Here is a 12,647-nt window from a genome sequence, read left to right on the forward strand (position 1 = left end):
GCGTCGGCCTGGACGGCCTATGGGTTCGGCCGACCACCCGGACCGCCTGCGGGTGGCAGCGCTACGCCTCTGAGTTGTCGGCGGGAGCTGCCGCCGAGCTTGGTGAAAACCTTGCGCAGGTGCCGTTCGACGGTGCGAGGGCTGATGAACAGTTGAGTGCTGATCTCGGGATTGGAGAGCCCGTCGCGGGCGAGCCGGGCGAACTGTCCCTCCTGCGCGGTCAGCTCGGTGGTGCTCTCCATGCTGCGCTTGCGGACGGTCTCGCCGGTGGCCAGCAGTTCGCGGCGACCGCGGTCGGCGAATCCGTCGCCCGCATAGCCGTGAACATCCCGTGGTGCGAAGCTGCTCTCGTGCGTCCACACGACGGTTCTCGCCCCGCAGCCATTCGCCGTACACGAGATGGGCCCGGGCCAGCTCCATCCGGAGCCGGGTGCGGGCGAGCCGCCCGATCGCCTCACGGTACAGGTGGTCTGCGATATCGCCGTCGCTCAGCATCGCCCGCGCCCGCGCCTCAACGCCGAGCGCCCAGTCGGTGCCGCTGGGCGTGGTCATCTCCGCGAGCTGCCGCAGGGCCACGCCCGCCTGTGCTGTGAGCCGGCGCGTGCCGCCGCTTCGATCAACTCCACTAGGCACCAGGGGCCCATCGCCAGATTGTCCAGGTGCTGGGCGCCCTGTCCGGCGGCGGCAAATGCCACATCGTGGCGGCCGAGGCCGCCGTACAGCACCGCAGTCGCCCACTCGGTTGTGGTGATACCGATGCCCTCGCCGCGCGGCGTCACTTCCCGCAAGGTGGACTCGACCAGCACGGTGACGTCGTCTTCGTGGCCTTGCAGGGCGGCGAGGCCGAGGGCGCCGAAGGGTGTCTGGGTGCTGCCGATCGCCGCGGCCGTCATCTCCATATCTTCGATCAGTTCCGTCGCCGCCGTCAGCTCACCGGAGAAGAACAGCAGGTACATGCGTACGGTCAACGCGAGGGGTAGCTCGCTGAGCGACCCAGCGGCGCGGGCGACCTCGACGAGCCGACCGGACAACTCGTCAATGTCCAACGTTGCGGCTGCCCGCCACAGCACCGCCAGCTCGCCGACCGGATCCGCAGCCGCCAAGCTGCATCAGCCGCCGGGTTGGCGGTGGCAGGGCGGCGAGCTGGTGGCCAAAGCTTTGCTCGATCCGCCCGGACAGCGGCAGCGCATCCGGCAGCCCGCAGCCGCCGGCCAGCTCCGCGCGGCTGGCTGTGGATTGTGGTGGTGGGACTGTTCCTGAGCGGGGTGACCGCGTTCCCGCTCGAGATCGAGGTGCGCTGGCTGCTGCGGACGGTCGGCCCGCTCGCCGACCAGTTGCCGGCGCTGGTCATCTGGATCGAGCGGGTCCACATCGGGCTGGTCGAAACCGGAGACCGCTACCCGTTCATGCGGTACGGGACGGACTGGCTCGCGTTCGCCCACCTGGTGCTCGCGGCGGCGTTCTGGGGGCCGCCGCGCGATCCGGTGCGCAACGTCTGGGTGGCCCAGCTCGGCATGATCGCTTGCGTCGGGATCGTGCCGCTGGCGCTGATCTGTGGGCCGGTCCGGAGATCCCGTGGCTCTGGACGGTGGTGGACCTGTCCTTCGCTGTCGGGGCGTTCCCACCGCTGTGGTTCGGCACATCCGCGCGATCGAGGCGCAGCAGGCCGGGCCGGCGGGCCCGGCCCGCTCGTCGACGTCCGAGACCTCCGGGTCGGCACGTCCGTAGCGGCCGAAGGCACCGCCAGCGGTTGTACGAGGCCGCCATGAGGAGCCCAGTCGGCAGCTCGCTGGTTGGCTGGCGAGCAGCCGCCCTGGCGAGTGGCGGCCCTCCACAGGCTAGAAGTCCGCAGCGATCTCCAAGCCCCGCCTCGTGCAACTGGTGGTTCAGGTGTTGAGGTCGGCCCACTGCGCGGAGGCCGGTAGGGTGCCCGTGTTCCAGCCGCTCGGCGATCGCGTGTTTGGTGGCCGGGTCCAGGGTGTCGGGTAGTTGGTCGAAGGAGGCGGGCCAGACATCCAGCAGCGAGAAGACCTTGATGCTGGCGGGAAGAGACTCGGTTGCCTTTCAGGGGGTCTCGTGTGTCACAAGCCGATGGCTGCGGCCGCGAGACCGTACCGACGGGCTTCGTCCTGTAGATCTGGGCCATCAGCTCCGCAAAGCGACGCGCTCGTTTGTCGTAGCCATCCGGAACAGCAGTGCGCGAGCTACCGCTGCCACCGACACGTCCACCGTTTCCCACAGCGTCGCCGGTGCACCGTGCCAGCAGAGCGCATCGGCCACCGGCCTGAGAAACCCTGGCCCGTCCCGGGGTCTCCGGAAGGCGCAAACCAGGGGGCCCACGGACTCCTCGAGCCCTTGCCCTGGTCCGCCGGCGAGTCGCACCACCCATGCGGCTTGTTGCCAGGACCCGGCACGGACCAGGGAGTCTCCCTGGGTCGAAAGGGCCGTGGGGTGGGCGAGGGTGGTCAGGCCGGCATCGATCCGTGCCGACTCCACGGAGAGCGAGGAGTTCAGATGGTGGAGATGAAACTCGCCAACCTCGCGCCGGTGCGGGTCAACCTGATCGCGGCTGGCTTCGTCGACAAACCCCTGCCCGCCCGGCTTCTCGGCGACGACTTCGAACAGCGCCGCAACCAGCTGTGCGCCAGGCTTCCGATTAGGCGTGTTGTCGGGCCAGCTGATGTCGCCGCGCTGGCCGTCCACCTGATGGTGAACACCCGCACTTCCCGGCGCGACCTACGACTTCGACGGTGGCCAGCAGACCGTCCCCGCCACCAAGGGCTGATCGACGGCTCGCCTGTCCGGCCCGACCACCCCGCCACGGTCATTCGTGTGCGGCACAGGTGATCTCGCGATCGCCCCCGCCCGCCGCGGCTGCGAGCCATCCCTCGCAACAGAGAAAAGGAGTTCCTGATGGGTTTGATGGAAAATGCCGGCCAGGTCGACACTGACCGTCGTTGGTTTCTGGGCCTCGCCGCTGGTGCCATCCGCCAACGATCACCATCGACGGCCAGTTTGATCCCTTCACGCCCGCCGGTGACGGCTCGGCATACCGCGGCAAGTTCACCGGAAAGTATGACCACCGGGTCGTCCAGGTCGGCCACGACGTACCGCAGGACGCACCCCACGCATTCGCCCAGGCCGTCGTTGACGCCGACCATTTGTGAGGCGGGTGCCGAAACGCGTGTGGCGGCATCGCAATCCAGTGGCAGAGGAGCAGTCAATAGTAGAGGAGAACGGCAATGTACTGGCTTACGGCGCCGTGGGTGCAGTGGTTAAGCGTCCTCGGGTTACCTGCTCCATCGAGTTGGAGTCACGACGAAGCGCTACCCGCATCTCGTCCCATCTTCGGACAGTTCGCCGCGCTGACCGCCCTCGATCTGTGGTTAATCGAACTCACCTACGAGGTCGTCGCGGCGGAGTCGAAATGCATCCGGTGCGGTGCCCCGCTCAGTCGCCGGCTCCGTGTGGTGCAATCGGCCGTTGATCACTCCCCATTGTGGACTGTATCTGTCGTGACTAGGTGCAGCGGGTGGCGCCGCCACCGACACATTGCCGCAGTCGACGACGGTTCGGACGGTCTCATGCTCGGGCCGCTTCACGCAGCCGGACCCGGACGCTGGTTGGCCGGGGCCGCGCGCTGGAGATCCTCCTCGGCGGCAATGACATCCCGCAGTCCTCGCCGCCGTTCGACGCCCTGACCTGGACCGTATAGCGCGCCGCCCCTCCACCCGTCACCAGGTACCGATCATTGAAAGGCGTACCGCCATGAGCGTGGTCCAGTGCCGGCGCTTTCCGAGACCTGCGGCGCCGAGATCACCGATAAGGCGCTCGCCGCCGGCCGTCACGTCGTCGCGGCCGCCCGCGAGCCGGAAAGCGATCACGGGACAGGACGCGGGAGACCAACTTTCTGCAGTCCCACTCGACGTGAACTGCGAGTCGCAGGCCGCCGCGACGGCCCAGGCGGCCGCCCGCCGCCCCTACGCACTGGTGATGCCCCTACAACATCCCGCCGCTGACGCTTCGGTGCCCGGCTAACCGAGGGAGAGGTTAGAGATGACGGTGTCGTTGCTATCCGGTCGGGTCGCGCGGAGCTCGGCCCCCGGTAAGGCCGCCCAGGTGGGCGCCCGGACCAGGAGCCCACAGAGCGGGCGGCTCACCTGGGCGGACGTGGACTACCGCACGCTGCTCGGCGCCCGCGAAGACTGGTGGGACCGAGCCGCGTGCCGCGGGATCGATGTGGATGTCTTCTATCCACTGCCGAATGACGGGGCGGCCGCGGAGCGGGCGCTGCGGGTGTGCGGGCGATGTCCCATCCGTGCAAAGTGTCGGCAGTACGCGGTCAGCAACCGTGAAGCGTACGGCATCTGGGGCGGCATGACAGAGCGGCAACGGGCTGCACTCGTGCGACGCCGGTTCGCCGACAGCCAGCGCCGTTGACACCCCCGCGTGCTGATTTGCCCCCAGGGCTGCGTCGCGCCGGGGCTGCGGCGACTACGAGCTCAACCAGGGCGCGGCTGGCTCCCGCGGCGTGACCGGCCTCCACACCATGGTGTTTCCCGGGCGCGAGCCGCCGGCCACAGCACGGGACTCAATACGGATCCAAACCGCAGAACAGGAGGCAAACCGCAAGCCACTGCTGGGCGCGGCGATGTCCGTCAGCTGTGGCAAACCAGGATCAGACCGGCGCCACCGGCGGGCGCGCGTAGAGACTTTGTCAAGAGCGACGACTCTTGCGGGACCAGGCTACCGGGTCCTGCCGGTCGACCCGTGCGGCGGCCAGAATCCTCGTCCGACCCGCCTACCGGTCCTTGGCGGAGGTCGACACGCCGATCGACGTCGGCGTGTTGGGCAACGGCGGAGGCCGACACGATCGCCCGCGACGCGGTCGCTACCGGCGCAAAGGTGTTGTGGTATCAGCCGGGTACCCGCACCGAACCGCCCGCGGGGCTGGCCATCGACGCGGGGCTGGTCGTCGTCACCGGCCGGTGCGTGGGAACCAGCCATGCGCAGCTGGGCCTGGGAGTCCGGCCCCGGCCGGCTGCGCCGCGGCGCTGCCCGACAACGCCGCGGCAGCCGAGGTGGCGACGAAGACACCCAAACCGATGGTGGGCACGCCACCAACAAGATCCGCAAGCCGGCCCGTACCAACAAAACTCATGGGTCTTCAGGCCAAGGCCAAGCGCGATTCGGGCGCGCTCGATGCGGCGCGGCCTCCGAGCGGCAGGGCTACGCTGGCGGGTCCGCATGCCCGAGTTGCGCCAGCGCCGCCTTCAGTTCCCTGCGAGAGTTGAGGCCGAGCTTGCCGAACACCTTGCGCAGGTGCCACTCGACGGTGCGGGCGCTGAGGAACAGCTGGGCGCCGATCTCGAGGTTGGTATGCCCGTCACAGGCGAGCCGGGCGATTGCCGCTTCTTGCGCGGTGAGCGTGCTGACGGTCTCGATTGCGCGCTTGCGCACCGTCTCGCCCGTGGCCAGCAGCTCGCGCCGGGCGCGTTCCGCGAACGCCTGGGCGCCCATCGTGGCCAGCATATCGTGGGCGGTCCGCAGCTGGGCGCGGGCGTCGGCGCGACGGTTCTCGCGGCGCAGCCATTCGCCGTAGAGCAGGTGGGCGCGGGCGAGCTCCGGGCGGAGCTGGGTGCGGCCAAGGCGGTCGATCGCCTCGCCGTAGAGGCTCTCGGCGGTCTCACCTTTGCTCAGCAGCGCGCGTGAGCGTGCCTCGATCCCAAGTCCGAAGTCGGTACCGCCGGCCTGGGTGCTTTCCGCCAGCCGGGGAAGTGCGTCCCATGCAAGGTCCGTATTCCCGCTGCGTGCCGCGGCTTCGATCAACTCGGGCAGCGCCCACATGGAGACGTGTCCGCCCCAGCAGGTCGCCGACGGGGCAGTCTTCGTGCAGGTGGTGTGGTCGCGCCCGTACAGCCCGGGTGCGTCCTCGCTGGCTTGTCTGGCCGCCGCCAGCGCCTGCTCATACCGGGCGAGCCCGTTGTAGAGGATCGCGGTCATCCAGTTCGCGTAGGCCACCGCGTGTCCCTGCCCGCCGGCCGTTGCTTGGGCGATGGTGGCCTCGAACAGCGGGACGGCCTCGGCTTGGTTGCCTCGCAGAGACGCGAGACTCATCGCGGTATACGGGGCGGCGCGACTCCCGGTCGCCTCACAGACCGCGTCGACCTCCGTGACCAGCGAAGCGGCCGCCGCGAAGTCACCGGTCCACGTGGTGGCCAGGCCCAGCCCGCTCAGCATGATCGTAAGCTGGTCGAGGGCGCCGACGTCATAGCCGAGCCGGACCTGCCGTAGGAGCATCACGCGCCAGGCGTCGTGGTCCCACAGGGCCGCGGCGGCCACCTGAGCAAAAAAGCCCCACCGCAGTTCTTCTTCTATGGTCATGTCCGGGTCGGCGAAGGCGCTTATTACTCTCCGCAACCTCGGCGCTGCGGCGGCCGTATCCGTGACCAGCAGCGTGAGGCCGTCAAGGACTTGCTCGGCCGTACCTGGCGGATGCGCCGCCGGCGGGAGGGCCCGGGCGGCGCGGCAGACCTCCAGCATGTCCCCGCCGGCCGCGAGGCCGCCGGCGAACAGAGCCGCCATCCATGCGGTCAGGTAGGTCTCGCGTGCCAGGCCGAGGTTGAGCGGCTCGAGACGCTTGGCCGCCTTGAGCAACAGCGGCGGAGCCTCGCTGCCCAGCCCTGATGCAAACGTGACCTGCCCGCGCAGCAGGTCCACCCGGGCGCTCTGCAGCTCGTCCAGCGGCCCGGCCTCTGCCGTCGCGAGCAGTTCCAGGGCCGTACCAAACGCGCCGGCGTGCAGGTTAGCCTGCGCCGCCGCCAGCAGGCGCTCGGCGCGGCGAACTGGATCGACGGTCAGCAGCACCGCGCGCGCCAGGAACGCCGCGGCCGCGGCCAGCCCCCCGCGGGCCTGGGCCCGGCCCGCCGACCGCTCGAGGTCCGCCGCGACCTCATCATCCGGCCCGGCCACGGCCTGGGCCCGGTGCCAGGCCCGGCGGTCAGGGTCAACCTGCGGATCGGTGGCCTCGGCGAGCGCGAGGTGGGCGGCCCGCCGGTCCTGAACCGAGGCCGACCGGTAGGCCACCGAGCGCAGCAGCGGATGCCGGAAGCATGCCCGCGCGCCGAACTCTGCCAAGCCCGCCTCGACCGCCGCCGTCGCCGCCTGGGGTGGGATCCCTAGGCGCCCGGCAGCCCGCCACACCAGCGACGAGTCACCCGACGGATCCGCCGCCGCCAGCTGCAGCAGCCGCCGGGTCTCGGGCGCCAGGGCGTCCAGCTGGCGGCGGAAGCTCTCCTCGATCCGGGTTGACAACGACACCGCACCCGGCAACCCAAACCCGCCCGCCAACTGCGCGGGCGTCAGGCCCCGCGGTAGCTCAAGCAGGGCCAGCGGGTTCCCTCGTGTCTCGGCCAAGATCTGATCGCGCACGCGCGCGTCCAGCGGCCCGGTCAGCGCCGAATCCAGCAGTGCCCGCGCGTCGTCGTCCTGCAACCCGGCCACGTGTAGTTCGGGCAATCCGGCCAGTTCCTCCCCGGGAACCCGGGTCCCGAACACCAGCCCGATCGGGTCCGCCGCCAGTCGTCGCGCCACGAACCCCAGCGCCTGCGCCGATGCCCGGTCCAGCCACTGCTGGTCGTCGACCACGCACACCAGCGGCTGCTCGCCGGCCGCCTCCGACAGCAGACTGAGGACGGCCAGCGCCACGAGGAATCGGTCCGGTGCCGGCCCGTGGCTGAGCCCGAACGCGGTCTGCAATGCCTGCCGCTGCGGCACCGGTAGCCGCTCCAGCCCAACCAGCATTGGCGCGCACAGCTGATGCAGCCCGGCAAAGGCCAGCTCCATCTCCGACTGCACGCCAACCACGCGCAAGACCCGGCACCCTGCCGCGTGGTCGACCAGGTAATCCAGCAGCGCGGTCTTGCCCACGCCCGGGTCACCACGCACCATCAGAGCCCGGCTCTCACCGGCGCGGACAGCATCGATGAGCCGGTCGAGCACATGGCGTTCGCTGCGACGGCCGGTCAGCTTTGTCGCGCGGCCAAGCCGCCCGGGACGTGCGGTCATCGTCCGGCTTACTCCGCGTCCGCGACTTCAGCAGCGGCGATGGTGTCCCTCGGGGCAAGGTGATATCTGACCGCCGATTTCTCACCGCCCGGCTTAGCGCGAGCGCTCACAAGGCCTCCTTGCTGGTCTAGGCCACCGGCCCGATAAGGCCTAGACCGACGCCACTGCTCCAAACCTTGAGCGGTTGAGAGCATATGCCCCTATTGGCGATGGGGCAAACCCTCGCCCCAACGCAGGGTGGTCGGCCAACCGGAACCTCGCGGTGCTGGCTGGCGTACGCGGATGTCGCCGTGGCCGACGTCCTCCAACACGTGCCGGCGGGCGACCACGATCGCGCCGCCGGGCGGGTTGGCGCTCTCGTGGCGGCGGCCATCAAGCCTGCGCTAGAGCTCGTTGCCTTGCCGTGCGGAAGCAGCCGGCTCCGCAGCCAACTACCTGGGTGTGCAGCGTGCTCCGGGCGTTCGCCGACGCAGCACGATCTGCGGTAAGGAGGCCATGGGACTTGCCGTGCTGTCCCCGGCAGCGGCCGTGGTGCGTTGTGCGACGGCCCCGTCCGGCAACCCGGTGGCGCCGGGGGCCGCCGGTGTCTCGCACGCCGTGATGTGCCCGCCGGGCAGGCGGGCGACGGCGACGTACACATGTTCCCCATTTCTGGTGGTCGTGTTGGCGGATGTGACGGGCCGCGTCGGTGCGGGGACGGGCCAGCTGGGTCCGGGGTGACGGGTGGGCGCGCACCGGCCACGGGCCGCGCCCGCCACCGCTCGCGGCGATCAGGGCTGGTACCGCCGCGATCGCCATGACGCCGCCGAGCGTGAAGCAGCGTCGTCGACGGCGGACGCCTCGCCGATGTCGGGGTCGCTGCCCGAGGCCAGCACCGCCGCGGTGAGGCGGGAAATCTCTGGCTTGCCTGCGTCGCCGGCGGGGCCGGATTGGTCGGGCCCCGCCAGCGAGTGATTCGCGGGTCAGGTGGTTTCGTTCGCGGCCCGTTCGACGAGCCGGGTGGTGATGCCGGGCCTCGATACGAGTACCGCGTTTTGTTGACATCGTCGGGGTGGGTCCAGGCGATGTTGTGCGGCCCGCCCTCGACCCCGACCAGCCGCTGTCGTTGATGAGCGCGGGCAGGCGGTTCGCCGTCGCACGGATTAACGCCGGCCCGACCACCGCCCCACGGCCCTTTTGACCCAGGGAGACTCCGTGGTCAATGCCGGGTCCGGCCCCATGCCGGCAGGTTGGTGCGACCGGGCGGCGGACCAGGGCAGGGCCAGGGAGCTTCCCTGGCTCGATCGCCGCTCGAGGCTGCCACAGTCGTCTGATGAATGATCCCCGCATCAGACGGAAGGGGTCCGGGTGGCCACAGAGGCGGGGAGCGCCGGGTGATTGTCGGACGGACGGCCCAGATCCAGGCGCTGACAGCCCTGCTCGACGAGGCCGCTCATTACCGTGGCGGCGCGCTTGTCGTACGGGGAGAGGCCGGGATCGGTAAGTCCGCGCTGTTGGGGGAAGCCTGTGCGGCCGCTGGGGCTCGCGGGATGCGGGTGCTGACCACCACCGGCGTTCAGGCCGAGGTCCAGCTCCCGTACGCCGGGGTGCAGCACCTGTTCCGTCGGCTGCGCCGGGATCTGGATGCGACCGCGGGCGAGTCGCCGTTCCGGGTAGGGGTTGAGGTGCTCGGTCTGCTCGGCGCGCTCGACGAGCCGGTCCTGCTGGCCGTCGAAGACGCGCACTGGCTGGACCGGGCAAGCTGGGAGGTGTTGGCCTTCGTCGCCCGGCGGCTGGAGGCAGACCCGGTCGCGCTCGTGCTGACGGCACGTGACAGTGAGGACGTTGGCCGGCTGCTTGTCGCCGCCGCGCTGCCGGAGTTGCGGCTGGAGCCGCTGGAGCCGGCCGATGCCCGCGTCTTGCTCGACCAGGTCGCGCCCGGACTCACGCTCGCCCTGCGCGAACGTGTGCTGGCCGAGTCGGCCGGCAACCCTCTGGGGCTGGTCGAGCTCGGCGGACTTGCCGCCCGATCGGGCGGCGCCGCGCTGCTGCCATCGTTACTACCACTGAGCACCCGCGTGGAGCGGACGTTCGCGGGGCTGGTCGGTGAGCTGTCGGCCGCGACGCGGGCGCTGCTGCTTGTGGCGGCCCTCGACGACGGCGACGACCTCGATGAGGTGCTTGCGGCGACCGCCCGGCTCGAGGATCGGCCGATCACCATCGACGACGTAGAGCCGGCCGCGGTCAGCCGGCTGATCAGCGTGGACGAGCAGTACCGGCTGCGGTTTCGGCACCCACTGTTGCGCTCCGCCCTGCGGCAGTCGGCGAGCGCGGCGCAGCGGCGGCGGGTGCACGCCTGCCTCGCGGCGGTCGTGGCCGCCGATGATCGGCGGTTATGGCACCGCGCGGCCGCGGCCACCGGTCCCGACGAGGCCCTCGCCGCGGAACTGGCCGCCGTGGCCACCCAGGCCCGCGACCGGCGGGCCGTGGCGATCGCGCGGGCCGCGATCGAGCGGGCCGCGCAACTGAGCGAGGACCCGCAGGAGCGCGGCAGCCGGCTGCTGTGGGCCGCGGCGATGGCAGATGAGCAAGGCGACGCGGAGTCCGTACGCCGCCTGCTTGGGGTGGTGGACGAGGCGCAGCTGCGCCGGGCGGACTGGTTCCGGCTGTCCTGGTACCGCGAGTTATGGGGCGGCGGCTGGACCGGCAGCGCGCGGCTGGGTGTCTACACCGAACTCATCGACGCCATGCGGCAGGCCGGCGACGTCGAACTCACGCTCGACTCGCTGGTAAACATCTGCCTGAGGTTCTACTGGTCCAACCCCGACGACCGGACCCGGATTCGCTTCGTGGAGGTCGCGGAGCTGGTCGACGCCCCGGTGGACGACGTGCGCGTGCTCTGCGCGCTGGCCCAGGCCGCGCCCGTCGAACGCGGCGCGTACTGCCTCGACGGGTTGACGGCATTGCAGTACCGGCTGGACCTGACCCCGTCGAGGCTCAACGACCTCGGCTTCGCCGCGTCGACGCTCAGCGCGTACGCCCTGTCGAACAGGTTCCTGACGGCGAGCGTGACCGCGCTCCGCACGCAGGGCCGGGTCGGCGTGCTTATGCACGCCCTGTCGTGCCTGGCCTACAACGCGGCCATCGTCGGCGACGTTCGGGCCGCCCTGTCCGCTGCGGCGGAGAGCGTGGCGCTCGCTACCGAAACCCGCCGGCCGTCGTGGGCACTGGCCGCTGAGCTGCAGCTCGGTTTGGCGGAGGCGCTGCGCGGCAACAGCGACACCGCCGCGCAGATCGCGGACGCCGGCGAGACGCTCCTGCTCACGGCCGGAATGCACACGATGCTGTCGTTGATACAACGCATCCGCGGCGTGGTCGCGCTCGTCGACGGCCGGCCCGAGGAGGCGTTCCGGCAGTTGCTTCGGGTGTTCGATCCGGCCGACGTCGCATACCACCCGTACCAGCGGCTCACCCTCGTCGGTCACCTGGCCGAGGCGGCGGCCTTCAGCGGTGCGCTCGACGAGATCCGCGCCGTGGTCGCCGAACTGACACCCATCGCCGAAACGAGCCGTTCGCCCGTGCTCATGGTAGGACTCCGCTACGCCGGCGCTGTGCTGGCCGACACCGCGGCAGCCTACGACGCCGCACTCGCCGCGGACCTCAAGGACTGGCCGTTCGAGCGGGCCCGTCTACAACTCGCGTACGGCGCATGGCTGCGCCGCCAGCGCCAAGCCGCCGACTCAAGGCCACTGCTGCGCGCCGCGGCGGCCACGTTCGACGCGCTCGGGACGACGCCGTGGGCCGAACGGGCCCGGGCCGAGTTGCGTGCAACCGGCGAATCCCGACGCAAACCGATCGACGCCATTGATGCCCTGACCCCGCAGGAACAGCAGATCGCAAGGCTCGCGGCCGACGGGCTCAGCAACCGGGAGATCGCCGAACGGCTCTTCCTGTCGCCACGCACCGTCACGACCCACCTCTACCGGATCTACCCCAAGGTCGGCGTCAAGTCACGCAACGAACTCGCCGCCATGATGGTGTAGAGCAGGACCAAGTGCCCAGGTGGCAGCTTGCGGGACTCCTGGGCGAATTGCGGTGCCGGGAACATCCCCAGCAGCGGCCCCTGAGGGTTGGGCAGGCGCACCACACGGTGGCCGTCGGCCAGCAGCAGCGGCGGATGCCCGGCGCGCGCCCAGACGAGCCGGCCCGTACCCGGCCGGTACGTTGCGACGACAGCGGTCGCGGTTGTCTCGCAGTCGGCGTGGTGCAGCAGCGTGTTGAGTCGGGACAGGATTATCGCCGGTGAGTGGCTGGCCCTCGGCGGCGTACGCCTCCATCGCATACCGCAGCCCGATCATGGTCTCGACGGCGTCGAGTCCGTGACCGATGACGTCGCCGATGGCCATGATCAGATCTCCGGTGGCCAGCGGACGAATCAGGTACCAGTCTCCGCCGAGGCGCAGCGCGGGGTCGGCGCTGCGGCATCGCACGGCGACCCGCAAGCCGTCGATGTCGGTGACGACGCTGGTGTCGGGCTGGATGGCGTGTGCAGTGCGCGGCTGATGTGCCGCTCGCGCGCGAGTTGACGCCGGTAGGACAGC

8 protein-coding genes and 3 pseudogenes are annotated in these 12,647 nt (G+C 70.6%); 6 read left to right on the forward strand and 5 right to left on the reverse strand.

What is annotated here, in order from left to right; translation table 11 throughout:
- Positions 1-17: 17 nt before the first annotated feature.
- Together GA0070624_RS20140 and GA0070624_RS20145 are read right to left on the reverse strand one after the other, a co-directional pair.
- Complete coding sequence (locus GA0070624_RS20140) at positions 18-362, reverse strand: helix-turn-helix domain-containing protein (RefSeq protein WP_091343351.1); 345 nt, start codon at positions 360-362, stop codon at positions 18-20.
- A gap of 186 nt (positions 363-548) precedes the next feature.
- On the reverse strand, positions 549-1,103 hold the full coding sequence (locus tag GA0070624_RS20145; RefSeq protein WP_091343352.1) for a hypothetical protein: 555 nt from the start codon (positions 1,101-1,103) through the stop codon (positions 549-551).
- Positions 1,104-1,229: 126 nt separating this feature from the next.
- Here GA0070624_RS20145 and GA0070624_RS20150 point away from each other — a divergent pair.
- Positions 1,230-1,728, forward strand: a pseudogene (locus GA0070624_RS20150) (hypothetical protein).
- A gap of 786 nt (positions 1,729-2,514) precedes the next feature.
- Positions 2,515-2,847: an SDR family oxidoreductase gene (locus tag GA0070624_RS20155; RefSeq protein WP_218105220.1), complete on the forward strand. Its 333-nt coding sequence runs from the start codon at positions 2,515-2,517 to the stop codon at positions 2,845-2,847.
- An 887-nt stretch (positions 2,848-3,734) separates the two neighbouring features.
- Here GA0070624_RS20155 and GA0070624_RS34885 read toward each other — a convergent pair.
- The gene (locus GA0070624_RS34885; protein ID WP_176731789.1) at positions 3,735-3,884 is read right to left on the reverse strand and encodes a hypothetical protein; all 150 of its coding nucleotides are present in this window, start codon (positions 3,882-3,884) and stop codon (positions 3,735-3,737) included.
- Between the two features lie 286 nt (positions 3,885-4,170).
- Here GA0070624_RS34885 and GA0070624_RS20165 point away from each other — a divergent pair, with 286 nt between their 5' ends.
- On the forward strand, positions 4,171-4,440 hold the full coding sequence (locus GA0070624_RS20165; RefSeq protein ID WP_218105221.1) for a WhiB family transcriptional regulator: 270 nt from the start codon (positions 4,171-4,173) through the stop codon (positions 4,438-4,440).
- Between the two features lie 330 nt (positions 4,441-4,770).
- Positions 4,771-4,995, forward strand: a pseudogene (locus GA0070624_RS36905) (CoA-binding protein); the annotation flags it as partial.
- Between the two features lie 234 nt (positions 4,996-5,229).
- Here the strand turns inward: GA0070624_RS36905 and GA0070624_RS20170 are convergent.
- Positions 5,230-8,067: a helix-turn-helix transcriptional regulator gene (locus tag GA0070624_RS20170; RefSeq protein WP_091343354.1), complete on the reverse strand. Its 2,838-nt coding sequence runs from the start codon at positions 8,065-8,067 to the stop codon at positions 5,230-5,232.
- Positions 8,068-9,440: 1,373 nt separating this feature from the next.
- Between GA0070624_RS20170 and GA0070624_RS20175 the strand changes: the two genes are divergently transcribed.
- Positions 9,441-12,089 (forward strand): AAA family ATPase, encoded by a 2,649-nt coding sequence (locus GA0070624_RS20175; RefSeq protein WP_176731790.1) that lies wholly within the window; start codon positions 9,441-9,443, stop codon positions 12,087-12,089.
- On the opposite strand, the pseudogene GA0070624_RS36910 reads toward GA0070624_RS20175, so the two are convergent.
- Positions 12,035-12,404: pseudogene (locus GA0070624_RS36910) on the reverse strand (SpoIIE family protein phosphatase). The gene GA0070624_RS20175 and the pseudogene GA0070624_RS36910 sit on opposite strands and share 55 nt — an antisense overlap.
- Here GA0070624_RS36910 and GA0070624_RS34165 point away from each other — a divergent pair.
- Positions 12,321-12,632: a hypothetical protein gene (locus GA0070624_RS34165; protein WP_176731530.1), complete on the forward strand. Its 312-nt coding sequence runs from the start codon at positions 12,321-12,323 to the stop codon at positions 12,630-12,632. The pseudogene GA0070624_RS36910 and the gene GA0070624_RS34165 sit on opposite strands and share 84 nt — an antisense overlap.
- Positions 12,633-12,647: the final 15 nt, after the last annotated feature.

The sequence above is a fragment of the Micromonospora rhizosphaerae genome (genome assembly GCF_900091465.1).
Taxonomy (GTDB): domain Bacteria; phylum Actinomycetota; class Actinomycetes; order Mycobacteriales; family Micromonosporaceae; genus Micromonospora; species Micromonospora rhizosphaerae.

Coding starts and splice junctions, on each gene's coding strand:
- GA0070624_RS20155 (WP_218105220.1), top strand. CDS start 2,515: ATGGTGGAGATGAAACTCGCCAACCTCGCGCCGGTGCGGGTCAACCTG.
- GA0070624_RS20170 (WP_091343354.1), bottom strand. CDS start 8,067: ATGACCGCACGTCCCGGGCGGCTTGGCCGCGCGACAAAGCTGACCGGC.